General features: G+C 45.8%; 24 protein-coding genes and 1 tRNA gene. 12 read left to right on the top strand and 13 right to left on the bottom strand.

Annotated features, from left to right (window positions below; all coding sequences use genetic code 11):
* The first annotated feature begins 68 nt into the window (after positions 1–68).
* Complete coding sequence (locus ICV89_RS03245) at positions 69–665, top strand: ATP-binding protein (RefSeq protein ID WP_215309649.1); 597 nt, start codon at positions 69–71, stop codon at positions 663–665.
* Between the two features lie 69 nt (positions 666–734).
* Here ICV89_RS03245 and ICV89_RS03240 read toward each other — a convergent pair whose 3' ends face one another.
* Both ICV89_RS03240 and ICV89_RS03235 read right to left on the bottom strand, forming a co-directional pair.
* Positions 735–1,364, bottom strand: a complete 630-nt coding sequence (locus ICV89_RS03240; RefSeq protein ID WP_215309647.1) for an OmpW family protein — start codon at positions 1,362–1,364, stop codon at positions 735–737.
* Between the two features lie 247 nt (positions 1,365–1,611).
* Positions 1,612–3,222: an NAD(P)/FAD-dependent oxidoreductase gene (locus ICV89_RS03235; protein ID WP_215309645.1), complete on the bottom strand. Its 1,611-nt coding sequence runs from the start codon at positions 3,220–3,222 to the stop codon at positions 1,612–1,614.
* Positions 3,223–3,311: 89 nt separating this feature from the next.
* Here ICV89_RS03235 and ICV89_RS03230 point away from each other — a divergent pair, with 89 nt between their 5' ends.
* Positions 3,312–3,860 carry a YaeQ family protein gene (locus tag ICV89_RS03230; RefSeq protein WP_215309643.1) on the top strand — a complete coding sequence of 183 codons (549 nt, stop codon included), beginning with the start codon at positions 3,312–3,314 and terminating at the stop codon, positions 3,858–3,860.
* Entirely contained in the window at positions 3,857–4,273 is a 417-nt protein-coding gene (locus ICV89_RS03225; RefSeq protein WP_215309641.1) for a putative toxin-antitoxin system toxin component, PIN family, read from the top strand. The genes ICV89_RS03230 and ICV89_RS03225 overlap by 4 nt, the downstream gene beginning before the upstream one ends.
* Here ICV89_RS03225 and ICV89_RS03220 read toward each other — a convergent pair.
* Positions 4,263–5,279, bottom strand: coding sequence for an LLM class flavin-dependent oxidoreductase (locus ICV89_RS03220; RefSeq protein WP_215309640.1), 1,017 nt, complete (start codon positions 5,277–5,279; stop codon positions 4,263–4,265). The genes ICV89_RS03225 and ICV89_RS03220 overlap by 11 nt on opposite strands.
* A gap of 33 nt (positions 5,280–5,312) precedes the next feature.
* Between ICV89_RS03220 and ICV89_RS03215 the strand changes: the two genes are divergently transcribed.
* From ICV89_RS03215 to ICV89_RS03205, 3 genes are read left to right on the top strand one after another with little or no spacing between them, the layout of a single operon-like run.
* Entirely contained in the window at positions 5,313–5,534 is a 222-nt protein-coding gene (locus ICV89_RS03215; RefSeq protein WP_215309638.1) for a hypothetical protein, read from the top strand.
* Positions 5,535–5,555: 21 nt separating this feature from the next.
* The gene (locus ICV89_RS03210; protein WP_215309636.1) at positions 5,556–5,759 is read left to right on the top strand and encodes a SlyX family protein; all 204 of its coding nucleotides are present in this window, start codon (positions 5,556–5,558) and stop codon (positions 5,757–5,759) included.
* A gap of 56 nt (positions 5,760–5,815) precedes the next feature.
* Complete coding sequence (locus tag ICV89_RS03205) at positions 5,816–6,163, top strand: phage holin family protein (protein WP_215309634.1); 348 nt, start codon at positions 5,816–5,818, stop codon at positions 6,161–6,163.
* Positions 6,164–6,166: 3 nt separating this feature from the next.
* Here the strand turns inward: ICV89_RS03205 and ICV89_RS03200 are convergent, their stop codons facing one another.
* Entirely contained in the window at positions 6,167–7,981 is a 1,815-nt protein-coding gene (locus tag ICV89_RS03200) for an AsmA family protein (protein ID WP_215309632.1), read from the bottom strand.
* Between the two features lie 241 nt (positions 7,982–8,222).
* Here ICV89_RS03200 and ICV89_RS03195 point away from each other — a divergent pair, with 241 nt between their 5' ends.
* Complete coding sequence (locus ICV89_RS03195) at positions 8,223–9,083, top strand: hypothetical protein (protein WP_215309631.1); 861 nt, start codon at positions 8,223–8,225, stop codon at positions 9,081–9,083.
* 11 nt (positions 9,084–9,094) lie between these two features.
* On the opposite strand, the gene ICV89_RS03190 is transcribed toward ICV89_RS03195, so the two are convergent.
* The 3 genes from ICV89_RS03190 to ICV89_RS03180 all read right to left on the bottom strand — a co-directional run bounded on the left by ICV89_RS03190 (position 9,095) and on the right by ICV89_RS03180 (position 12,105).
* On the bottom strand, positions 9,095–9,364 hold the full coding sequence (locus ICV89_RS03190; RefSeq protein ID WP_215309629.1) for a hypothetical protein: 270 nt from the start codon (positions 9,362–9,364) through the stop codon (positions 9,095–9,097).
* A gap of 66 nt (positions 9,365–9,430) precedes the next feature.
* A complete protein-coding gene (locus tag ICV89_RS03185; RefSeq protein ID WP_215309627.1) occupies positions 9,431–10,486 on the bottom strand; it encodes an extracellular solute-binding protein in 1,056 nt (351 codons plus the stop codon).
* A 62-nt stretch (positions 10,487–10,548) separates the two neighbouring features.
* Positions 10,549–12,105, bottom strand: a complete 1,557-nt coding sequence (locus ICV89_RS03180; RefSeq protein ID WP_215309625.1) for an iron ABC transporter permease — start codon at positions 12,103–12,105, stop codon at positions 10,549–10,551.
* Positions 12,106–12,173: 68 nt separating this feature from the next.
* Here ICV89_RS03180 and ICV89_RS03175 point away from each other — a divergent pair, with 68 nt between their 5' ends.
* Together ICV89_RS03175 and ICV89_RS03170 are read left to right on the top strand one after the other, a co-directional pair.
* A complete protein-coding gene (locus ICV89_RS03175; RefSeq protein ID WP_215309623.1) occupies positions 12,174–13,244 on the top strand; it encodes an ABC transporter ATP-binding protein in 1,071 nt (356 codons plus the stop codon).
* 35 nt (positions 13,245–13,279) lie between these two features.
* Positions 13,280–13,675 (top strand): dihydroneopterin aldolase, encoded by a 396-nt coding sequence (locus tag ICV89_RS03170; protein WP_215309621.1) that lies wholly within the window; start codon positions 13,280–13,282, stop codon positions 13,673–13,675.
* 4 nt (positions 13,676–13,679) lie between these two features.
* On the opposite strand, the gene ICV89_RS03165 is transcribed toward ICV89_RS03170, so the two are convergent.
* Complete coding sequence (locus ICV89_RS03165) at positions 13,680–14,399, bottom strand: glycosyltransferase (RefSeq protein ID WP_215309619.1); 720 nt, start codon at positions 14,397–14,399, stop codon at positions 13,680–13,682.
* On the opposite strand from ICV89_RS03165, the gene ICV89_RS03160 reads away from it, so the two are divergent.
* Positions 14,400–14,945: a YggT family protein gene (locus ICV89_RS03160; RefSeq protein WP_215309617.1), complete on the top strand. Its 546-nt coding sequence runs from the start codon at positions 14,400–14,402 to the stop codon at positions 14,943–14,945.
* 10 nt (positions 14,946–14,955) lie between these two features.
* Here ICV89_RS03160 and recQ read toward each other — a convergent pair whose 3' ends face one another.
* From recQ to ICV89_RS03135, 5 genes are all read right to left on the bottom strand, one after another.
* On the bottom strand, positions 14,956–16,791 hold the full coding sequence (gene recQ, locus ICV89_RS03155) for a DNA helicase RecQ (RefSeq protein ID WP_215309615.1): 1,836 nt from the start codon (positions 16,789–16,791) through the stop codon (positions 14,956–14,958).
* An 87-nt stretch (positions 16,792–16,878) separates the two neighbouring features.
* Positions 16,879–16,968, bottom strand: a tRNA-Ser gene (locus tag ICV89_RS03150).
* A 55-nt stretch (positions 16,969–17,023) separates the two neighbouring features.
* On the bottom strand, positions 17,024–18,334 hold the full coding sequence (serS, locus tag ICV89_RS03145) for a serine--tRNA ligase (protein WP_215309613.1): 1,311 nt from the start codon (positions 18,332–18,334) through the stop codon (positions 17,024–17,026).
* A 31-nt stretch (positions 18,335–18,365) separates the two neighbouring features.
* Complete coding sequence (locus ICV89_RS03140) at positions 18,366–19,100, bottom strand: outer membrane lipoprotein carrier protein LolA (RefSeq protein ID WP_215309611.1); 735 nt, start codon at positions 19,098–19,100, stop codon at positions 18,366–18,368.
* Entirely contained in the window at positions 19,060–21,372 is a 2,313-nt protein-coding gene (locus ICV89_RS03135) for a DNA translocase FtsK (RefSeq protein ID WP_215309609.1), read from the bottom strand. The genes ICV89_RS03140 and ICV89_RS03135 overlap by 41 nt, the downstream gene beginning before the upstream one ends.
* Before the next feature lie 39 nt (positions 21,373–21,411).
* Here ICV89_RS03135 and trxB point away from each other — a divergent pair, with 39 nt between their 5' ends.
* Both trxB and ppa read left to right on the top strand, forming a co-directional pair.
* Positions 21,412–22,368, top strand: coding sequence for a thioredoxin-disulfide reductase (gene trxB / locus ICV89_RS03130; protein WP_215309607.1), 957 nt, complete (start codon positions 21,412–21,414; stop codon positions 22,366–22,368).
* Positions 22,369–22,560: 192 nt separating this feature from the next.
* Positions 22,561–23,097 (top strand): inorganic diphosphatase, encoded by a 537-nt coding sequence (ppa, locus tag ICV89_RS03125; protein ID WP_215309606.1) that lies wholly within the window; start codon positions 22,561–22,563, stop codon positions 23,095–23,097.
* Positions 23,098–23,109 lie beyond the last annotated feature (12 nt).

Genomic DNA, 23,109 nt, shown 5'->3' with positions numbered 1-23,109 from the left:
ATATTTCCAATAAACATGGGATTGAGAAGTAGAATTTACTTCAGGAATACCTCCAAATAAAGGTGTAAATGACCTGCAAGCTCAGCCCTAGCGCACCACGACTCATCCTCTTTGCCGGCCATGCGGGTACCGGTAAAACCACTTTGGCTAAAAAAGCACTGCCTCTCATTGTTGAGAAGACTGGAGAGAGCTTTTTCTTTTTAGATAAAGATACGGTGTATGGTGCCTACAGTGCCCATGTCATGGAACTCACTACCAATAACCCCAATGATCGAGATAGTCCTTTCTATCTCCAAAACTTGAGGGATTGGGAGTATGCGGGACTCATTGCCATTGCCAAAGAAAACCTGCAACTCGGAGTGAATGTCATTCTAGTGGGCCCCTTTTCTAGTGAAATCCAAAGTGGTCGAATGTTTAAGCCGGAAGAGCTTGGTGTGCCCAGCGTATCGAGCATCAGAATTGCCTGGATTGATTTAGATGAGAGTGAAGCTAAAAGCCGCATGGAGCGGCGCGCAGATCCGAGAGATGAATACAAGCTACAACACTGGAGTGAGTACACCAAGCGAAGAGTAGAGCCACCGGAGCATGCTGCAATACAGCGTTTCGACAACTTACATTTTGATGAAACTCAGTTTAAGAAATTAATTGATCACTTGATTAATTAAAACAATAAAAAAGACCCTGTATGCAGGGTCTTTACTTTTAACACCAAAGTACATTACTAAAAAACTAACTTAGAACTTATATGTCAGGCCAACTGCTGGCGTCCATGGGCTCAAGTTAAGCTTACCAACACTAGTACCTGTAGATACACTACTCACATTTGTATTCATGGAGATGTACTTCACATCCATATTTAATCCCCAGTTCTTATCTAACATGTAATCCATGCCTACCTGACCAACGGCTCCAAAGCTTGAGCTATCAACAGTGTATTGATTGCCGCCAAGCCATAAATTATTACGATTACTAAAAATAGTGTAATTTGCACCAGCACCAACGTAAGGTTTAAACGCACCAAAATCTGTGAAATGGTACTGCAATAGCAATGATGGGGGTAAGGCCTTAACAGTACCAATACTATTGGATCCCGCATTAATAGTGACTGTTTGTGGGTAAGTTAGAACCAACTCCGCTGCAATATTTTTAGTGAAGAAATAACTGACATCAAACTCAGGGATCATCTGCTTACGAGCCGTTAAATTTGCGGACTGAACTGTCTCAGTTTGGCCATTTGTCCAATCTAAATAAGTTGCTCGCACACGAACCATCCATGGGTTCTCGCTCGAGGATTGGGCTTGAGCGACCACTGGAGCCAATGAAGCTAATGCTGCCATAGCAGCTACTATATTTTTGATGCGCATGATTTACCCCTTATCTGTTATCAATTCGATCAATCGATTTTCAGGTTGAAGATAGGGTATCGATTTGATGCAAATCAAATATACAGGCTACTAAAATTTTTTATTGGTATTAAAGCAACGCTATTTTGATAAGTTTTTGATTCAGATCAAATAACTCTGACTTTGCAATCAATCAGAATAAAACTACGCTTTTTTATTTGAATTCAGTTCCAGTAACAGAGAACTCTTTATCAATCAGGTGATGAATTTATTGAGAGAGATAGTCAAGCGCAACTGCTTCCGCCACCTTAATGCCATCAACTCCTGCCGATAAGATTCCACCAGCATAGCCAGCACCCTCGCCTGCAGGGTAAAGACCTTTGATATTTAAACTCTGAAAATTGCTGCCTCGAGTAATGCGCAAAGGCGAGGATGTTCGCGTTTCGATACCAGTCAGCACTGCATCCTTCATCGAGAAGCCTTTAATCTGTTTCTCAAAAGCCGGAATCGCCTCTCGAATTGCTTCAATGGCATAAGGAGGTAAAGCATCGGCAAGATCTGTTAGGTGTACGCCGGGTTTATAAGACGGGATTACAGAGCCAAATTCTGTAGAGGCTTTTCCAGCCAAAAAGTCGCCCACTAATTGGCCAGGAGCTTCATAGTTAGATCCGCCTAGGTCGTATGCCTTGGACTCTAAAGCCCTCTGAAAATCAATGCCTGCCAAGGGGCCGCCAGGATAGTCATCCGGGGTAATACCGACAACGATGCCTGCATTTGCATTGCGCTCGTTACGCGAATACTGGCTCATGCCATTTGTGACAACCCGATTAGGTTCAGAAGTAGCTGCCACTACTGTGCCGCCAGGGCACATACAGAAGCTATAGACGGCTCGGCCATTCTTAGCATGGTGAACTAATTTGTAATCAGCTGCACCAATCAACTCGTTACCGGCATGTGGACCTAAGCGTGCTTTATCAATTAAGGATTGCGGGTGCTCAATTCGAAAGCCCACAGAAAACGGCTTAGCCTCCATATAAACACCTGCCGCATGCAAGATCTCAAACGTATCACGAGCGCTATGCCCTAAAGCCAGCACCACATGATTAGCAGACAAATCAGGGTACCCCTCAATTTTGACGCCTGTAATCTGATCAATCTGAATATCAAAGCCAATGACCTTTTGTGAGAAACGAATCTCTCCACCAAGCTCAATAATTTCTTGACGCATTCTTTCGACAACGCCCACTAATCGAAAGGTTCCGATATGTGGCTTAGCTACATAACGAATTTCTTCTGGTGCGCCCGCCTTGATGAATTCAGCAATGACTTTGCGACCGTAAAATTTCGGATCTTTAATTTGACTCCAAAGCTTGCCATCAGAAAACGTCCCTGCTCCCCCCTCACCAAATTGCACATTGGATTCTGGATTGAGGACATTCTTGCGCCACAGACCCCAAGTATCTTGAGTACGCTCGCGAACTGGTTTGCCGCGCTCCAATACGATTGGCTTAAAACCCATCTGCGCCAACACTAAGGCGGCAAAAATTCCACAAGGGCCAAATCCAATGACAACCGGTCGTTCAAAGCCTTCACTCTTGACTTGTGAGGCCTTGGCGACAAAGTGATAACTCATATCCGGTGAGGGTCGAATATGAATGTCATGCGAAAACTGTTTCAGTAGTTTTTCTTCATCTTTAACCGATAGATCCACTGTATAGATAAAGGCCAGTGACACGTTTTTTCTGGCATCGTAGCTACGCTTAAAAATATTGAACCGAATCAAGTCTTGAGCTGAGATCTTTAGGCGCTGTAAGATCGCCTCTTCCAATGCCTCGGGGGCATGGCTTATAGGGAGGCGAAGTTCGGTAATACGGATCATGGGACTCTACGATACACACTAAATAGGGGCAATTTTCGAAATAATACTGGGATACGCAGTGAAGACTATTTTAAGGGCGATAATATGCCATGGCTCTTCGCGCAACTATCCACAAAGCCGACCTTCATGTCGCAGACTCTGACCGCCACTATTACGGCAGTCACTCACTCACTATTGCCAAGCATCCTTCCGAAACCGAAGAACGGATGATGGTACGCATCATTGCGTTTGCCCTGCAAGCACAAGAAGAGTTAGCTTTTACTAAGGGCTTAAGTGATACCGATGAGCCCGACCTCTGGATAAAAGACCTCACGGATGCCATTCAGCTCTGGATTGAGATAGGCCAGCCTGACGAGAGACGTATTCTGAAAGCCTGTGGTCGATCTGATCAAGTCATCGTCTACTGCTATGGCGGACACACTAGCAAAATCTGGTGGGACGGCATTGCCAATAAATTGACTCGTGCCCGCAATCTTCAGGTGATCTCCATTCCAGCAGAGCAGGCCAAAGAACTGAATAAGCTAGTTGAGCGCAGTATGGTGCTACATGTAAATATTCAGGATGGTGAAGCATACGTTTCTTCGGATATGGGACAAGTTACTATTACCCCAGAAATCTGGCGCAATCAACAGCAATGAAGCCTGTAGTTTTAGACACCAATATCTTGCTAGATATTTTTGTCTTTAATGACGAAAGAGCCCTTCAATTAAAGAAAGCGCTTTTTGATAAAGCAACACAATTCCTAGCCAGCCAGAAAACAATTGAAGAGTTTGTCGATGTCATCTCGCGCCCTCTCTTTAAGCTTGATAAACAAACTCAAAAAGCCATTTTGGCTCAATGGCAATCTATCGCGGAGCAGCAGGATGATTCAAATTTGGCTTCCGCACCTTGGCAATGCCAGGATCCGGATGATCAGATTTTCTTGGATTTGGCCTATCAACTCAGACCAACAATACTCATTAGCAAAGATAATGCAGTACTTCAAATCGCTCACAAAGCGGCCTCAGAAAACATTCTGATTACCAGCGATTACAACGCCTTTAGGCTATAGAACTAAAGCGTAAACCTTTGGCAGCTTCGGCAGCAATCTCAAACGACTTGAGGCGAGCTTGATGGTCAAAAATTTGACCTGTGATGATGATTTCATTGGCACCAGTCTGATCGAGCCAATACTGCATCTCTTTTCTTATGGTCTGCAAAGATCCTACTGCAGAACAGCGCAAAGCCTGAGCAGCAGTCATTTTTTCATGCGGCTCGCAGAAGTCATCGATATTTTCTATTGGAGGTGGTAACTGCCCGCGGGTATTGCGGCGCATGCGAATGACGTTTTGCTGCAAAGTAGTAAATAGATGGGTCGCCTCCTCATCGGTATCAGCAGCGACTACATTCATCAGAAATGCGCAATAGGGTTTGGCTAACTTATCTGATGGCTTAAATAGTTCGCGATAGGTGGACATAGAATCCAATAATTGCTCGGGCGCAAAATGCGACGCAAATGCATAAGGCAAGCCAAAGTGGGCTGCTAGTTGCGCGCCGTACAAACTAGAACCTAATATCCAAATCGGCACCTCGGTATCCATACCCGGAATAGCCCTCACAACTTGCCCCTCCTGAAGGGGGCCGAAGTAATGTTGCAGCTCACGCACATCCTGCGGGAAACGGTCATCGCTCCCAAGCAAATCTCTCCGTAAGGCTCTAGCCGTCATTTGATCTGACCCTGGCGCACGCCCTAGGCCGAGCTCAATTCTGCCGGGATAGATTGATGCCAAAGTACCGAATTGCTCTGCGATCACCAAGGGGGCGTGATTTGGCAACATCACACCACCAGACCCAACGAGAATTGTTTTTGTACCGCTAGCAATATAGCCAACCAAAACTGCGGTCGCAGAGCTAGCATTACCCGTCATATTGTGGTGCTCGGCTACCCAATAACGGGTATAGCCCAAAGCCTCCGCATGCTGGGCAACATCTAAAGAATTCCGCAAGGCATCTGCAGCAGTAAATCCCTCTGGGATCGGAGATATATCTAGAATAGAGTACGGTACGCAATTTGCCATCCGTAGATCATACTAAGAAAGTACTTTTTTGACATGAGTAAAGCAAAGATGGCAGATGCTGATGACGGCCTCTTTAAGCCGGGCAGCAAGCTAAAACATATTAAGACGGGTGGCTTCTATAAGGTAGTCTTACTTGCCAATATCGAAGCCAATCTAGAGCCAGCCTACGTCTATGAATCCCTTCAGTCACACGATTTTTGGATCAGACCAAAAGTGGAGATGGAAGATGGTCGATTTGAATTGGTCGACGCCTAAGAAAAAGATGAGAAAACTGACATGACCGATGATCGCATCACCAATCTTGAAATCAAGCTTAGCTTTACTGAAGATTTGATTGATCAACTCAATCAAACAATCTACAAGCAGCAGCAACAAATTGAATTTCTGTATCGCGAGCTCAAATCCATCAAGGAGCAGACTAGCAGCGGAGATGGCGCAGGTAACAGCAGCCCAAAAGAGGAAATCCCTCCGCATTATTAAAGCCCTGATAACATTTGTTATAGCTAACGTAGCTCTTATAAAGAAGGACACTCGCCATGGGTAACTTGGTACCATTTTTAGTCCAGTGGGGCTTAACCTCTCTATCCCTCTGGGTTGCCAGCTATCTTTTTAGCGGCTTACGCTTTGCAGATGGTGGTTCACTCTTGATTGCTGCTCTACTGCTTGGATTTGCAAACGCAGTAGTCAAGCCTTTATTAATTCTCTTCACGTTGCCACTGACCGTCCTCACCATGGGATTGTTTCTACTGGTTGTTAATGCCTTAGTGCTGATGATGGTGTCTGCAGTGGTGAGTGGCTTTACGATTTCTAGTTTTTGGACCGCATTTTTTGCCAGCATCTTTATTTCATTATTCAGTCTCTTTATCAGCGGAATACTGTTTTAAAAATTACTCTGCCCCAGGGTAAATATCAGACCAGGGGTGGAGCGCATCACGGCATGGGTGGCTCTTTGAAGTCATTGATCTGGCATTCTCAGCCAAAATGCTGGCACCGCCCGTCAAAAAACCAAGTCCAATGGAGACGGCGCTATTCACCACGCCAGCTTGATTAATGCCTGCCTTAGGATTTGCCAGCGTCCCACCCATCCTTACCATTCCAGTTAAATCCAAGCCCGTTGTGAGGCCTGATTTCTCTTGTGGATCAATTGTGAGATTAATAGCCTCCGTCTTCAGATTGATAGAGCCAACTAAAGCCACATTCAACCTATCCGTTTCAACTCCAACCGACTTAGCTATAGCGACCTGGCCATTGTTAATTGGTAAGTAGGCAACAGCACACTCTAAAACTGTCTCACTAGTTTTTTTACGTAGTGGGTTCATTGAATCCAACAGCGTCACTACGAAATCACCTGCATCGTTTAAGAAATTCGCCCCCATGCGAGCCTGATTGATACTCAACTGAATCTTGCCATTTGAATTTGATGCCATTTGATGCAAACTACTTCCAGATGTTTTCACATCAAACGCCATCTTCATACTGCCCCCACTCACCTTGGAGCTCGGGTCAAGCCTAGCTAGTAAGTTTTCCAGCGTGAAATCCTTTGTCACCCCTTTGGCAGTAAGTACAGGGTTTGCCACATCTAACCCTGAAAGTTTGAGCTGTAAATCAGCACTGCCCTTATCCATCTGAAACCTCAGATTTGGAATATCAATCACATGGCCATTCAATTTCACGGAAGCCTGAAGATTGTCAATAGGCTTGCGTTTTGGCAAACCCAATTCGCCAATATTAATTACGATTTGTCCTTTGGCTTGAGATAGCACATCAAAGGGAATGCTCTCGTCGCTAAATAAGTATTTGGGCTGTGGATGTTGTGCTTGATGCGCAGTTGCTGCTGGCTGATTACTACTGAAAGCTCGTGAAGACTGCTTTGGCGATGCTCCCAAGACAGGCCAGTCGAATGCCTTTGAATTCATTGTCAAATTGATTGCAGGTAAAGAGTTCCGATTCTTGCTTACCTCACCCTGAATCATCATAGACTTACCATTCATGGTAAGGTTGAGGTCGACTGGAAATTGTGTTGAGGAAACATTCCACTGTTTAAATAATCTAGAGAATGAGCCTGTTTTTCCGCTGAGCTCAAGAGCTTGCTCTTGAAGCCTCATGTTGAGGTAGACGGTTGTTTTATCACCGCTATCTGCCAAGGATAGACGCTGAATTTGGTAGCTTGATATCGCGTTTGAAGGATCTTGATACTGAATTTGAGTATCCGTAATCGAAACACTATCCATAGAGATTAAATCATCGCTAACAGAGGGGCTTTCTGTATTATTTTTAGTGCCAGACATGTCCCCAGAGACATCTGCACTGAAGTCCCAATTGGCCTTACCAGTCCCATTTTTTTGAAGAAATAGCTCCAGACCAGCAAGCTTCACATTACCAATCTCAATACGCTTACTCAGTAGCGGCAGCGTTTTAATATTTAGATCAATGCGCTTAAGCGTCAGCATGTCAGAATCAGATGCCCAAGATGCATTGCTCAGACTTAAACCCTCTGCGGAAACAGAAATCCCCGGAAAAAAACTTAAGCTCACTGGTCCAGCAATTTTTAGATCTCTACCGGTAGCAGTTTTTACAGAGGCAGAGAGTAATTTGGTCAATTGCACTGGATCTACCGTTGAGGCTGCGTACCATACTCCTATAACAATAAGGATGATTACACCGCCAAGGGTGCTAATAGTGATTTTGACTAATTTACTCATTATTAAGTCATTCTAAGGCACCTACCAGCCTTAGACTAGGACTGATTTTCTAATATTAGCTTTGCTAGCATAAGGCCTGTAAGTGGCGTTAGCTTTTTGTTGAGGCTCAAATCAATTAGGCATACAAGCTTGATATTGCAAGATAAATCCCCCATATCAGTATCAGCAAAAATGGAAAGATCTGAAGTAAGATCAAAGATGCAATAAATATATTAACTACCAATAGGAAGGGCAATAGACCATGGCTACAAAGAAGTCTCCAGCAAAAAAGAAAGTAGCTACCAAGGTGGTAAAAAAAGCCCCTGCAAAGAAAGCCGTTAAAAAAGTTAGCACCAAGAAGGTGGTAGCCAAAAAAGCCGTGAAAAAGGTAGTGAAAAAAACAGCAAGCAAAAAGCCAGCGGCTAAGAAGGCGATTAAGAAAGTAGTGGCGAAGAAGCCGGCAGCCAAAAAGCCAGCTCCAAAGAAAGCTGCGAAGAAATCTCCTAAAGCGGCTGCACCCAAGAAACTCAAAGTTGATCAGTATGGGCTCGAAGAAGATGATGAGTTTTACGGCCTCTACTTTGCCAAATCGACTAATAAGGGTTTAGTTGAAGTAAAACCTTGCACCTTCTCCTTAATGTATTGGTGGAAAGGCTTACTTGGCTATCCTGACATGATCGAAATCTCTAAAGATAGCAATACTGCAATGTTGCAGTTTGAGTCTACCTTTGGCGGAGGCGATTCTGGTGAGACGGAGTTGACAGAAAAGGATGTGTTCGATGTTGACCATATTATTGAAGTCGACGAACAAGAGCAGTTAGTCTCTCTCTACTCTTACGTGCCTATTCCCGTTCCAGAAAAGCTGATTGGCGCATTAGGCCTCTCTATTTTGAATATCAACCCAGAAACCCGTTATGGCAGCCTTGAGATTTGCTCTACTGATAACGAAGAAGGTGCAAATGAGCACTTCCTACGCTATCGTGCAGCCACTTATTTGCGTGGCGTGAAATCTGGCAAGGTTGAGGCCATTGAAAGCATGGTTACCAATGGTTCAGAGTTCTTTGGCTTAGCTTTAGATGCAATGTGCGTTAATAAATCGATTAAGAAATGGTTGCTGAGCTAAGCAGTGATTACTTAGTAGGTATTACACACAAAAATGTAGGTCATGGGAAAGCGGTCGTTCACTGTTTTACGAGTTTCGACAATAGTAGCGCCTCGCTTTCCTAATTTTTTACACTCCTCTACTGCGGCTGCCTGAGCCTCAGTATCTTTAGCGGATTTAGGGGCATGCACCCCAACCGTTCCATCAGATTGTCGGTAGACTCCAAACTCACTTGGGGGTGTTGCACAAGCAAACATGGTCATTGAGACAACTAGCGCCAAAGTAAGCGAGATAATGTTCATATTGAAATCCAGATCTTTTAAAGAATAGATTCATTCTAGCCATCTTTGGACCCTAGTAAATTGATTTTACTTATACCCAACACGATCAAGTAAGCGTTGAGCAGCGATTTGATTCTTGCCGATCGCCGCAATAGAAATATTTTCTACTTTAAATGGGCCGAGCATTTTGATGCCTTCATTGTCAATTTTGACTGACTTCACTACAGGCCACTCGTTATTGCCGTTAGCAAAATACTCTTGCGCAGAGTCACTTGCTAAGTATTCCAGAAATTGTTTTGCAGCCTGTGGATGTGGCGCACTCTTGGCAACCCCACCTCCCGCAATATTGATGTGCGCACCACTCGTCTGCTGATTTGGCCAAATAAATCCAATCTTAGAAACAATGGCCTGGTCTTCTGGCTTAGTTGAGCGTAAAAGCCTGACCAAATAATAAGAATTTGTTAAAGCTACACCGCACTCACCAGAAGCAACTGCTTTAATCTGATCCGTATCTCCACCTCTAGGAGGGCGAGCCATATTAGCGACCATGCCTTTTGCCCACTCCTCTGTGGCAGCCTCGCCACGACGTTCAATCATGGCGCCAATTAATGAGAGCATGTAAGGGTGAGCTCCTGAGCGCGTGCAGACTCTGCCCTTGTTTACAGTCTCAGCTAACTTTTCATAAGTATCGACATCAAGGGGATTTACTTTTGCCTTGTTGTAGACCACGAGACGAGCCCTGGTTGAAAAGCCAAACCAAGTTGACCCCTCTGGCTCAGGCTGAGATCGCAAGTTTGCCGGAATACGACTCTCTAAATACTTTGACTGTATTGGTTTGAAGAAGCCATCAATTTGCGCACGCCACAATCGCGCTGCATCTACCATCAAAATCACATCTGCTGGGCTATTCGCACCCTCACTCTTTAGTCTTTCAGCTAAAGCATTGTCATCTGCTTCAATACGGTTGATCTTGATGCCTGTCTTTTTGGTGAAGTCACTGTAGAGCGCCTCGTCAGTTTGATAGTGACGCGCCGAGTAGAGATTGAGTTCTTTCGCTTCTTGAGCCTGCAAAGGCAAGGTTAGAAAAGCGCTCAATAACAATCCAGAGCTGCCTAGGAATTTTCGTATTAGTGGGTTTGCCATTGCTATATTTGCGATCAGAATTAGATTAAATCTAATGTATCACAAATACGAATGATTATCAATTAGGATTTAGAAATTACCCTAGAAAGTAGCAGAACTGGAAAAAGTCCAACCAAAACAATGGTTAAGGAGGGTAATGCTAATTCAGCAAGACGCTCGTCTGCGGCCAACTGATAAGTTGCGACAGCTAGGGTATCAAAGTTAAATGGGCGCAATAAAAGCGTTGCAGGCAATTCTTTCATGACATCGACAAAGACAAAGAGGCCCGCGGTAATCAGACTGCGCTTGAGTAATGGCACATGAACTCGCTTCAAAATCTGTGCTTTAGATAGGCCTAAGAGCGCTGCTGAAGCATCCATTGAAGGTGTGATGCGCGCCAGTCCTGCCTCTACACTTTGCAAACTAGAGGAAAGAAAGCGGACTAGGTAGGCATAGATCAGCACCAACATACTGGCAGACATCCACCAAGCAAGCTGAAAGATTTCTAAAAACGAGAGAATGCCAATAGCTAAGACCGCACCAGGTAAAGCATAACCAAAGCCTAGTAACCGATTAACCCAACTTAAACTTGCATTCATTCTTACCGAGTAAGCAAAAAATATAGCGAGCGCGACGGAGATCAGTGCTGTCAAAATCGAAACAGATAGAGAATTACCCAGCCAATCTAGATATCGAATATCGATCGTGAGGCCCTGCTTGAAGAGTAATTGCAGGAGCGCAAATGCTGGTATCAAAAATCCGCACAAGAGGGTAGAGCCACAAAATGCAAATGCAAAAAAAGCTTTCTTGCCTTGCAGAGACTTTGCAAGTGGCTTACCCCGAGCTGCAGAGGCATAACGCAATTTAGAGCGACTACTTTGCTCGATGAAGAAAATGAGCAAGACAAAACTTAAGAGGCCTAAGGCAAGCTGTACTGCCGCCACTCGGTCTCCAAATGAGAGCCAAGCCTTAAAAATACCAGTTGCAAAAGTCTGAACGCCAAAGTAGGAGACGGCACCAAAATCAGCCAGTACTTCCATCAGCGCAAGAGCCATACCTGCAAAGATGGCAGGCCTTGCCATAGGCAGCACCAATTTCACAAAACCTTGAAGTGGACTGTAGCCCAGCGTTTCTGAAACCTCAATTAATCGACCACTGCGCTCTAAGAATGCCGTGCGAGTAATGAGATATACATAAGGAAAGAGGCAGAACGAAAAAGACCAAATAGCCCCACTTAAGGATCTCGGGTCTGGAAAGAACCAGAGCGCATCAACTCCAAGCACAGCGCGCAGCGTACTCTGTATCGGACCCGAAAACTGCAAGAGATCAACAAAGAGGTAGGCCATGACATAAGTCGGCACTGCCAAAGGCAGAATGAGGGCCCACTCAAATATCTTTTTCCCTGGAAAATCATAACTGGCAATGATCCAAGCATTACCCACCCCAAGGATAAAGACTCCCACTCCGACGCCAAAAATTAGCACTAAGGTCGAGGCAATATAGCCACCCAGCACAAAGTTCCATAAATGACTGAGGGTGCCAGTAGCTAATAACTCCTTCCCGGGGAATAGGAAAGGTGCTGCCAAGCCAAAGAGGGGCAAAAATAACAACAGGGCAAGTGGCACCACAATACGATTCATGAAATCGGCAATCCGTTTAGACTCTAGTTATGTATTAAACCACTAGCATTAATGAGAAAATTATAGAGATGAACTCTGCTCGCACACTGCTTTCGATCCAAGAACTGGAAATCGACTATCCCAGTCGAGATGGTCTAGGTCGTGTTACTGCGGTTAAAGACCTTAATCTCGATCTTACTCAAGGTGAGATTGGCTGCTTATTGGGCTCATCTGGTTGTGGAAAATCCACCGTCTTGAGAGCAATTTGCGGGTTTGAACCCGTTAAAGCGGGAAAAATCCTCCTACGTGATCAGGTAGTGAGCTCGACCTCCACTCATCTCCAACCCAATCAAAGAAAAGTCGGTATGGTCTTTCAGGACTTTGCCCTCTTCCCCCATCTCAGTGTTTTAGAGAATATTGCCTTTGGCTTACAACACCTATCCAGCAATGAAAGATCTGTAGTGGCCATGGAGTGGCTTAAGCGGGTTTCGCTATCTGACAAAGCTGATGCATATCCTCATGAGCTCAGTGGCGGCCAACAGCAGCGTGTGGCACTAGCCAGGGCAATGGCACCGGAGCCAGATTTAATTTTGCTAGATGAACCTTTCTCGAGTTTGGATATTGAACTTAGAGAGCGTCTTGCAGGTGAGATGAGAGAAATTCTCAAGACCAATAACATTACCGCATTATTGGTCACTCACGATCAATTTGAAGCCTTTGCGATTGCCGATAAGGTCGGCGTCATGACGGATGGCAAAGTACTGCAGTGGGATGCCCCTTACGAGCTATATCACAAGCCAGCCAATCGCTATATTGCCGACTTTATTGGTCGCGGGGTATTTCTGAAAGGCGTGGTCCAAGCTAACAACAAAGTCAGAATTGAGTTAGGTGAGCTCGACCTAGAAGAAGATCGCAGCGCAGAAGTTGGCAAAGAAATCGATGTCCTCTTGCGCGCCGATGATATTCAGCATGATGACCACAGCACCCTGTTAGCAGAGGTAGTGCGTAAAACCTTTAGAGGCGCTGACTTCTTGTATACCCTCAAACTTGCTTCCGGTATTGAGATTTTTGCTTTTGTACCTAGCCACCATGATCATGCAATTGGTGAAAGGATTGGCATCCACTTGGTAGCTGATCACGTGGTGACCTTCAGCAAATAAAGAAGCTCCATACAAAAGCAATCGAAAAATACCTCATGACATCAACAGCTTGCATAGAATTAAAAGATCTCCGCCTGCATACCCAAATTGGAACGTATGCGCCAGGCGCTACCATCCCTGATGAACATCTACTGAATCTGACTTTATGGATCAGCACTCAACTGATTTTGATTTCAGAAGATCTCATGACTCAGGTCTTCGACTACGATCCCCTTGTCCTAGAAATCGATCGTCTGGCTGCCGATGGACATTACGAGACTCAAGAAAGATTGGTCACTAGGATAGTTGAGGCATGTGCTCGCTATTCGGAAATTAAGTCTCTAGAAATTAGCCTCAGGAAAACTCCCGTGCGGGAGAGCTCAGGCCTATTGGGGATCAAGCTGCACCTTGATGAAAGCAGTTTGAGTGCTACAAGAGCAGCACTAGCTTAGACACTTAAACCTCTTCCTCAAGAGTATCAGCGAGATGGTCGTACTTTAGAAAATTTTCACGATGTCTTCTGTAGTACAAAAGGCCTTCATTCAGACTGGCCACAGTTGCACCCTGCTCTCGCATTTTGTCCCAAAGATTCCAATCCTCTTGTGGATGAATGCCATCAGCATATCTTTCCCTGTAACCCACTTGTTGACCCAGGGAGGTTCGATACATCATCGAACCATGGTGCTTTCCTTCACGGTCCCAATAGAGATCTCCTTGGTGAGACCTAGTCTCACCGGGAACGCGGTCATGAATCTCTTCCTTTAACTCGCCAGTAACCACTATGTCATAAGTCACAATATCTGCACGCGCATTGGATAATCGCTCAATCGCATCCGATCTAAGCCAATTATCTGCACCTATGAAAAGAACGTATTCCGTATCAATCCCCATTAGTACATCATGGAAGTTATCCACAGTACCTAAATTCTGAGACCTGAGAATATATTCAATATCGGGGTATAAGTCAGGTAAATGGCCGCAATCATGCGCGCCATCATCGACAAAAAGAATTCTGGCGGGAGCTTTTGTTTGAGATAGTAAGGACTCAATGCAGTGCGCTGCAAGGTGGCCGTACTTATAAGAGGCGATAACGACAGTAATCATATTGCTGGGGATTAGAACATGAAAGTATGATGTCCGAATGAAGCGCTGCTTTAAACCCCATACAATAGACATATGTTGATACAAATCGCCAATCTTCTCCTCCAAGTTCTCGTTAGTATCATCGCGGGCGCATGTCTACTGAGATGCTATCTCCAGTGGCTCGCGTTTAATCTGGGGTCGGGCCAAAGCAGAACAATCGGTGCATACGTGCTTCCACTGAGTAATTGGATTGTGATTCCACTTCGCAAGCTGATTCCAAGTATTGGTCGCTTTGATGTCGCTAGTTTTTTAGCTGCCTACTTACTGGTCGCAGCAAAGACAGCAATTCTTTTATTGCTCTCAGGAGCCGCTCTTACTAACATCTCGTGGCTTCTATTGGCCTTAATTGATTTAGTCGATCTGATACTTTCAGGATTGGTTGGCTTAGTTTTTGCAAGCGTGATTCTCTCTTGGCTTAGTGCTGGCTCCCAGATTCAGTACTTGGTCTCGCTACTAGTTGAGCCTCTACTGGCGCCAATCAGAAAAGCAATGCCCAATTTTGGAGCCCTAGATTTATCGCCCCTACTGCTACTCCTGATCTTGCAAGTTCTGCAGATTGTGGTGAGTAATCTCAGGTGACTAATTTAAGCTAATTAGCCTCAAGATGCTCCTGAATGACCTTAATAAAATGCTCTCCATAACGCTCTAGCTTAGCTTGCCCAACCCCACCAATACGACTGAATTGATCTAAGGTAGCGGGCGTCGATTTCACCATCTCCTGCAAAGTGCTGTCATGAAAAATCACATAGGGTGGTACCCCTTGTTCACGTGCTAGTTCAGTCCGCTGAGCCTTGAGTGCCTCCCACAGTTTTTCATCTGTAATATTGTTGAAGGGATGTGTAGAACCTTTTCTTGCATTAGGCTTGGCGGCCCTGCTCTTGGAATAACCCGTCTCTTTTCGTAGCCAAACTTCCTGCTCTCCACGTAGCACTGGCAAGGCAATGTTATCTACCAACTTTAAGCCACCATGCAATGCAATATCAGCATCTAAATATCCGCCAGCTACTAATTGGCGATAAATACTATTCCACTGAGTCTGATTGAGCTCTACACCAATGCCAAATGTACTCACCTGCTCATGAAAATATTGCTTTACCCTAGGAGTCACTTTACCTAACAGCACATCAATTAAATGAGTCACACCAAAGCGTTGGCCTGTGCGATACACACATGACAATGCTTTTTGTACTTCTTGTGTGGCATTCCAAGTAGCTACTGGTTCTAGGCAGTTGTCGCAATTACCGCAACTACCCACATGCACTTCACCAAAGTAGCGCAGGATCGTTTGATGTCGGCAAGTCGTAGATTCGCAATAGCCCAGCAAAGCATTGAGTTTTTGGCGCTCCACCCTCTTACGATCTTCGGAGGCTTCACCAGCATCTACCATTTGCCGCAAGCTCACCACATCTCCAAATCCGTAGGCCATCCAAGCATTGGCTGGCAAGCCATCACGACCTGCTCGTCCAGTTTCTTGGTAATAGCCTTCCATACTTTTAGGGAGATCTAGATGAGCCACAAAGCGGACGTTGGGCTTATCAATCCCCATACCAAAAGCTACAGTTGCAACCATGATGACGCCTTCTTCACGCAAGAAGCGTTTTTGATTGGCGCTGCGCGTCTCCACGCTAAGGCCTGCGTGATACGGCATAGCATCCCACCCGCGGTCTTGCAACCATTGCGCAGTCTCTTCTACACTGCGACGAGATAGGCAATAAATAATTCCAGAGTCATCGGCGTGCTCGACATCTAAGAAGTGCTCTAACTGTTGTTTGGCACTCTGTTTTTGCAGAACTCGATACTTAATATTGGGTCGATCGAAGCTGGAGACAAACTGCTCGGCAGATTCTAATGAAAGACGTTCCACAATTTCTGCGCGGGTTGGCGTATCTGCCGTCGCTGTTAAGGCAATACGAGGCACCTTCGGAAAGCGCCCGTGTAAAACAGTTAACTGGCGATATTCTGGACGGAAATCATGACCCCATTGCGAAACGCAGTGCGCTTCATCAATAGCAAATAAGGCAATTCCAGGTCCCGCATGTAGTCGATCGAGTATGGATAGAAAACCTGGGTTCATTAGACGTTCTGGCGCTACATAGATCAAATCAAGATCTCCAGCCAACAATTGACTAGTCACCTTTTGAGATGTCACTGCATCCAAACTAGAGTTCAGAAATGAAGCCTTAACGCCTAACTGAGTTAGCGCATCCACTTGATCTTGCATTAGTGCGATTAAGGGTGAAACCACTACCCCTACACCACGTCGAACAAGTGATGGAATCTGATAGCACAGTGATTTACCTGCACCAGTGGGCATGAGGACCAAAGCATCACCACCAGAAACTACATGCTCAACAATAGACTCCTGAGCACCACGAAATTGATCAAAGCCAAAAACATCATGAAGTATTTGCTGACTCGATTGCAACAGTAATACTCCTTTGAAATAAAAAGCCCCACGTCATGGCGGGGCTTGATGAACATCTTTTCTGTATCTACAAATACAGAATCTGGCTGGCGGAGAGGGTGGGATTCGAACCCACGGTAGGTTTGACCCTACGCCTGATTTCGAGTCAGGTACATTCGACCACTCTGCCACCTCTCCGAACCGAAAGGTGATTATAGCTTTCGGGGGCCTATTTAAATTTCTAACCTTTTAATTAAAGAGGCTTCAATACCTCTAAACCACCCAAGTAAGGTCGCAAAGCTTTCGGTATAGCAATGCTGCCATCGGCCTGCTGGCAATTCTCTAAAAGAGCAACGCCAGTTCTTCCCACTGCAAGCCCAGAACCATTTAAGGTATGCACCAACTCCGGCTTACCTTGACCAGCTTTATATCTTGCCTGCATACGTCTAGCCTGGAAATCACCCATATTGGAGCAAGAGCTAATTTCGCGATACGCATTTTGTGATGGAATCCAGACCTCAAGGTCATAAGTCTTTGTACTTCCAAAGCCCATATCACCTGTGCACAGCAATACTTTTCGGTAAGGCAGCTCAAGTAGTTCCAACACCTTTTCTGCGTGCGCAGTTAACTCTTCAAGTAGCCGCATTGAGTCTTCTGGCTTTGCAATTTGTACGAGCTCTACTTTTTCAAATTGGTGTTGACGAATCATGCCGCGCACGTCACGGCCATAGCTTCCAGCCTCGGATCTAAAGCATGGAGTATGAGCAGCAAATTTCAGCGGCAACTCTTCAGCCGCAGTAATAGTGTCACGCACTAAATTAGTAACTGGTACTTCTGCTGTCGGTATCAAATAAAAGTTTTCAACTTTTGCTTCGCCCGTCCCATCTTCACCACCCATTTGACGTGGGACCTTAAACAAGTCTTCTTCAAATTTCGGCAGCTGGCCAGTACCCCGCATAGATGCAGCATTCACCATGAGGGGAACGTAGAGCTCTTCATAGCCATGTTGGGTTGTATGTAGATCGATCATGAATTGCGCTAATGCGCGATGCAATCTGGCAACAGGCCCCTTCAGAACAACAAAGCGTGAGCCGCTAATCTTTGCAGCAGATTCAAAATCAAGCCCTAAGGGTGCACCCAAATCCACATGATCCTTCACGGGAAATGAAAACTCTGGGATTGCGCCCCAACGCTTAACTTCCTGATTCTCAGTCTCGTCTTTACCTACTGGTACTGCTTCATCCGGCAAATTAGGAATACCCATCAAGAAATCCGCAATCTCCACCTGCAATACTGCTAAGCGTGCTGCACCTGATTCCATATCAAGGTTAATCTGCGTTGCTTGAGCCATTTCAGCAGCGGCGTCTTCCCCTTTGCCCTTTTTCATACCTATAGCTTTAGCCAACTGGTTACGCTTAGCTTGCAATTCTTCAGTACGAGTTTGCAAGGATTTACGCTCGGACTCTAAGGTGTTGAACTTCTCAACATCGAGTTGGAATTTACGCGTAGCTAAACGGGTAGCAACGGCTGCGATATCTTTACGGAGTAATTGCGGATCAATCATGTAATGCTCTATTGGTTAATGGGTATGTACGTTAGTTTAAGCGTAAGACTTCTGCGCCAGCAGGTGGCACAAAGGTAAAGCGATTAGCGGGTAGGCTCACATTGAGCTGAATCTTATCTAGCGTGACTAAAACAACACTCCCAAGGCCATCAATGAGTTCCAGCGCTTTGGGCAGGCCATTGGCCATTCCGACTGAGATCTTGGTATACGGCAGATCATTGCCATTTTTTGCATTGGGGGTTTTCTTGGGCGCAAGGGCAACCCATTTCAGACCCAAGCGATCTTCGCCCTCGACCAAATCAAAATGCTGATCTAAGGAAGTTTCACCAAATAGAATTGCAGCAGGGGTAGTAGCCAAAGCCTGCCCCGCAGGCCTAAAGGTGGCTTGATTTAAATCTTTGTCCCACAAAATGAGTTGCTTGCCATCAGCAATGAGTTTTTGCTCATATGGTTTTTGCGTATCCCAGATAAATCTGCCTGGTCGCTGAAACACAAAACGCCCTTGTGTTTGGCGAACCACTTTTAAACCTTTGTCTTGTGGCTCACTAGCTTTGGGTGCGCGCAACTGCTGTTGCACAAACTCACCCTCTGCAGTTTTAGAATTGCGTACAAACTGACGCAACTGCTCAGCCCCACTCTCGCTTTGCGCCAATACTAAATTGGGAGATAGGAATACTGTGAGCCCTAAAACTACTACCGGGAAAAATCTACGCAAGGGGATGACCTTATTCAGAAGGGCGATGGAGAATTTCGCGATTACCGCCATTACCCATCTTAGAAACTAAACCAGCTTTCTCCATATCCTCGAGTAAGCGGGCTGCGCGGTTATAGCCAATGCGTAAGTGACGCTGCACCAAAGAGATTGATGGGCGCTTATTTTCTAAAACAATAGCTACTGCTTGATCGTACAAGGGATCGGCTTCGCCTCCGCCTTCACCGGTCAATGCATCGATAGTTGATTCATCAGCACCTTCTAAAACACCGTCAATGTAGTTGGCCTCACTCTTCTCTTTGAGCCACTCGACCACGCGATGAACCTCGTCGTCAGAAACAAAGGCGCCATGGACACGAACCGGTAAGCCGGTCCCTGGCGCCATGTAGAGCATGTCACCCATACCCAGCAGCGCTTCAGCACCCTGTTGATCCAAAATCGTACGACTATCAATTTTGCTGCTCACTTGGAATGAAATACGAGTTGGTACGTTAGCCTTGATCAGGCCGGTAATGACATCCACGCTAGGGCGCTGTGTTGCCAAGACCAAATGAATACCTGCAGCACGCGCCTTTTGTGCGATACGTGCAATCAACTCTTCGATCTTCTTACCGGAGACCATCATCAAGTCTGCCAACTCATCAATTACGATGACAATCACGGGGGCTTTATAAATTGGCTCTGGATCCTCAGGAGTCAAGCTAAATGGATTAGTGAGCTTCTCACCTTTTTCTTCAGCCTCTAAGATTTTTTTATTAAAGCCAGCCAGGTTACGTACGCCAAACTTACTCATGAGCTTGTAGCGACGCTCCATCTCATTCACAGCCCAGTTGAGTGCGTTATACGCCTGCTTCATGTCAGTAACCACTGGACATAAGAGATGTGGAATCTTGTCGTACATCGCCATTTCAAGCATCTTCGGATCAATCATGATCAAGCGCACTTCATCAGGCTTTGCCTTGAAGAGAATGGACAAAATCATTGCGTTGATACCAACGGATTTACCAGCACCAGTAGTACCAGCAACCAAGCAATGTGGCATCTTCGCCAAGTCAGCAACGACGGGGCTACCTGAAATATCCTTACCCAAAGCAAGAGTCAAGTTAGAGTGGCTATCGTTGTAAACCTGTGAACTCAAAATCTCAGAGAGATAAACCGATTGACGTGTTGGGTTTGGTAGCTCCAAGGCCATACAAGTTTTGCCTGGAATAGTTTCCACTACCCGCATACTCACTACGCCTAGTGAGCGCGCTAAGTCACGCGAGAGATTGACAATCTGGCTACCCTTTACACCAACAGCAGGATCAATTTCGTAACGAGTTACCACTGGGCCGGGGTAGGCTGCAATGACTTTTACATCTACGTTGAACTCGGCTAACTTGCGCTCAATTAAGCGAGAAGTAAATTCCAATACATCTGCCGAAATCGTTTCTTTTACTTCTGGCACGGGATCAAGCAGAGCCAAGGGCGGCAATTCTGAATCTGGAATATCCACAAATAGTGGCTGCTGTTTTTCACGCTCAACGCGGGCGCTCTTCGGAATTTCTACTGGGGCACGAACAATCTGAACGGGCTTAGCAATTTCCACTCGCCCACGAAACTCTTCAACGAACTCTTCGCGCTCTTCAGCAGCCGCTTCACCTAATTTACGATCTTCTTCGCTATCGCGACGCTCTCGTAAACGGTTATAAGCAAGCTCAAGAGTGCGACCTACTTTTTCAGCAACTTCTAACCAGGAAAAGTGCAGAAATAAGGACAGGCCAGCACACAGAGTAAATAACAACACGAGGGTGGAACCCGTAAAACCCAGAGTCATCTGCAAGGGATCCCCAATGAGCTCGCCCAAAATACCGCCAGGAGGCCTAGGAAGCTCCCAGGTCAGCGAATGCATTCGAATAGACTCAATACCCATACTGCTCAATAAAGTCAGCCCAAAGCCCAACCAACGCACTAGCAAGGAGTCTGGCTTAGCATCTGGATCCTGCGGGAGAGGAATACTCCAAAGCTCACGCCAGCCAGTCAGAACGCGGCGGCCAAAGAGCACGACCCACCAAAATGCAGAAATACCGAAGATATAGAGCATTAAGTCGGCCAAATAGGCTCCAAAACGCCCACCCAGGTTCTTGGGAGCCTCAAAGCTGGCGTGTGACCAAGCTGGATCTGCCTTGGAATAAGTCACCAGAATAGCTAGCAAACCCAAACAAAGGCCAAGGGAGATAAACCAGCGGGCTTCTAAAAGAAGACGGGGCATCCTACCCTGCCCTTGATTCTCAGGGGGCTGGAGGCCTAAAGGTGTTTTGGACTTCGGATATGCTGTTCTTGCCATGTTCTACCGATTGTAATCAAGCAATCCTATAATTTGAATATGACTACAAATACCCCAAAACACTCCAAAGTTCTCATCCTCGGTTCAGGCCCTGCTGGCTACACAGCTGCCGTATATGCAGCGCGAGCCAATCTGAGCCCCACTCTCGTTACTGGTCTGGCACAAGGTGGCCAATTAATGACCACTACAGATGTAGAAAACTGGCCAGCTGACCCAGATGGTGTCCAAGGTCCAGAGTTGATGGATCGTTTTTTAAAGCATGCTGAGCGCTTTAACACCAATATCATCTTTGATCATATTCACACTGCAGCTCTAACTGAAAAGCCCATCCGTTTGGTTGGCGACTCGGGAACTTACACCTGTGATGCCTTGATTATTTCCACAGGGGCCTCCGCTCAATACATTGGCCTTCCAAGTGAGGAAGCATTTATGGGTCGTGGTGTTTCTGGTTGCGCAACATGCGATGGCTTCTTCTATCGCAATCAAGATGTTTGCGTAGTCGGCGGCGGCAACACTGCTGTTGAAGAAGCGCTCTACCTGACTGGCATCGCTAAAAAGGTGACCGTGATTCATCGGCGCGATAAATTCCGCGCAGAGCCAATCCTGAATGATCGCCTCATGGCCAAAGTAGCCGAGGGCAAAGTCGAGCTGAAATTGAACTCGACCCTTGATGAAGTCTTGGGCGATGAAAAAGGTGTTACTGGCGTACGTATCAAGAAAGCTGATGGCAGCACAGAAGATATCGCAGTCACTGGCGCCTTTATTGCGATTGGCCACAAACCCAATACCGAATTATTTATCGGTCAGCTCGATATGAATAACGGCTACATCAAGACGCATTCCGGCTTGGAAGGCAATGCCACTGCTACCAATATCCCTGGCGTATTTGCAGCAGGCGATGTGCAGGACCACATTTACCGTCAAGCCATTACCAGCGCAGGTACTGGATGTATGGCTGCATTAGATGCCCAGCGTTACTTAGAAACTTTGGATTAACGGCGAATCAACTAAGGCAAGAGAGCGCCCGGCCTTGCTGGGCGCTTTTCATTCCAGCGTACTCCGTAGAGGTTTAACCGATCCAATTGACTAATTACAGACTTTTGGAGAGTCCTGGAAAGCTTTAAAATAGGCGTCATCTCACCTCTTTGCTAATATCGAGGTATCCATTAATCACTAACCGGAGTATTTATGAGTTACGACAAGGTCAGCCCAGGCAAGAAAATTCCAGAATCATTCAACGTCATTATTGAGATCCCAATGAATGCGGATCCAGTGAAGTATGAAGTGGATAAAGAGACTGGCTGCCTCTTCGTGGATCGCTTCATGGGCACAGCAATGCACTACCCATGCAACTACGGCTACATCCCTAAAACGATTGCTGGTGACGGCGACCCTGTAGATGTTCTCGTTATTACTCCATTTGCATTGGTGCCAGGCTCAGTAGTGAGCTGCCGCGCTATCGGCATGTTAGAAATGGAAGATGAAGGCGGCCAGGATGCGAAGTTGTTGGCCGTTCCAGAAGACAAGATTTTGCCAATCTACAAGCATTTACAAAAACCTGAAGATGTAAACGAATTACTTCTCGCCCAAATCCAACATTTCTTCGAGCACTATAAAGATCTCGAAAAAGGCAAGTGGGTAAAAGTTAAAGGTTGGACTGGTGTTGCTGGTGCCCATAAAGAAATTTTGGACGGCATCGAAGGTTATGCCAAGTCGCAGAAGTAATTAAGTAGCTAT

The organism is Polynucleobacter sp. Adler-ghost (assembly GCF_018688495.1).
Lineage (GTDB): Bacteria > Pseudomonadota > Gammaproteobacteria > Burkholderiales > Burkholderiaceae > Polynucleobacter.
The sequence above is the reverse complement of the archived record's forward strand: the minus strand, read 5'-3'. Positions and strand labels throughout refer to the sequence as shown.

Bases quoted from the DNA above. Each gene is read 5' to 3' on its own strand.
- trxB (WP_215309607.1), top strand. From the start codon at position 21,412: ATGACTACAAATACCCCAAAACACTCCAAAGTTCTCATCCTCGGTTCA.
- ICV89_RS03190 (WP_215309629.1), bottom strand. From the start codon at position 9,364: ATGAACATTATCTCGCTTACTTTGGCGCTAGTTGTCTCAATGACCATG.
- ICV89_RS03215 (WP_215309638.1), top strand. From the start codon at position 5,313: ATGAGTAAAGCAAAGATGGCAGATGCTGATGACGGCCTCTTTAAGCCG.
- serS (WP_215309613.1), bottom strand. From the start codon at position 18,334: ATGATTGATCCGCAATTACTCCGTAAAGATATCGCAGCCGTTGCTACC.
- ICV89_RS03235 (WP_215309645.1), bottom strand. From the start codon at position 3,222: ATGATCCGTATTACCGAACTTCGCCTCCCTATAAGCCATGCCCCCGAG.
- ICV89_RS03230 (WP_215309643.1), top strand. From the start codon at position 3,312: ATGGCTCTTCGCGCAACTATCCACAAAGCCGACCTTCATGTCGCAGAC.
- ICV89_RS03180 (WP_215309625.1), bottom strand. From the start codon at position 12,105: ATGAATCGTATTGTGGTGCCACTTGCCCTGTTGTTATTTTTGCCCCTC.
- ICV89_RS03195 (WP_215309631.1), top strand. From the start codon at position 8,223: ATGGCTACAAAGAAGTCTCCAGCAAAAAAGAAAGTAGCTACCAAGGTG.
- ICV89_RS03210 (WP_215309636.1), top strand. From the start codon at position 5,556: ATGACCGATGATCGCATCACCAATCTTGAAATCAAGCTTAGCTTTACT.
- ICV89_RS03245 (WP_215309649.1), top strand. From the start codon at position 69: ATGACCTGCAAGCTCAGCCCTAGCGCACCACGACTCATCCTCTTTGCC.
- ICV89_RS03225 (WP_215309641.1), top strand. From the start codon at position 3,857: ATGAAGCCTGTAGTTTTAGACACCAATATCTTGCTAGATATTTTTGTC.
- ppa (WP_215309606.1), top strand. From the start codon at position 22,561: ATGAGTTACGACAAGGTCAGCCCAGGCAAGAAAATTCCAGAATCATTC.
- ICV89_RS03200 (WP_215309632.1), bottom strand. From the start codon at position 7,981: ATGAGTAAATTAGTCAAAATCACTATTAGCACCCTTGGCGGTGTAATC.
- ICV89_RS03205 (WP_215309634.1), top strand. From the start codon at position 5,816: ATGGGTAACTTGGTACCATTTTTAGTCCAGTGGGGCTTAACCTCTCTA.
- ICV89_RS03165 (WP_215309619.1), bottom strand. From the start codon at position 14,399: ATGTCTATTGTATGGGGTTTAAAGCAGCGCTTCATTCGGACATCATAC.
- ICV89_RS03185 (WP_215309627.1), bottom strand. From the start codon at position 10,486: ATGGCAAACCCACTAATACGAAAATTCCTAGGCAGCTCTGGATTGTTA.
- ICV89_RS03135 (WP_215309609.1), bottom strand. From the start codon at position 21,372: ATGGCAAGAACAGCATATCCGAAGTCCAAAACACCTTTAGGCCTCCAG.
- ICV89_RS03140 (WP_215309611.1), bottom strand. From the start codon at position 19,100: ATGGCGGTAATCGCGAAATTCTCCATCGCCCTTCTGAATAAGGTCATC.
- ICV89_RS03240 (WP_215309647.1), bottom strand. From the start codon at position 1,364: ATGCGCATCAAAAATATAGTAGCTGCTATGGCAGCATTAGCTTCATTG.
- ICV89_RS03170 (WP_215309621.1), top strand. From the start codon at position 13,280: ATGACATCAACAGCTTGCATAGAATTAAAAGATCTCCGCCTGCATACC.
- ICV89_RS03175 (WP_215309623.1), top strand. From the start codon at position 12,174: ATGAACTCTGCTCGCACACTGCTTTCGATCCAAGAACTGGAAATCGAC.
- ICV89_RS03160 (WP_215309617.1), top strand. From the start codon at position 14,400: ATGTTGATACAAATCGCCAATCTTCTCCTCCAAGTTCTCGTTAGTATC.
- ICV89_RS03220 (WP_215309640.1), bottom strand. From the start codon at position 5,279: ATGGCAAATTGCGTACCGTACTCTATTCTAGATATATCTCCGATCCCA.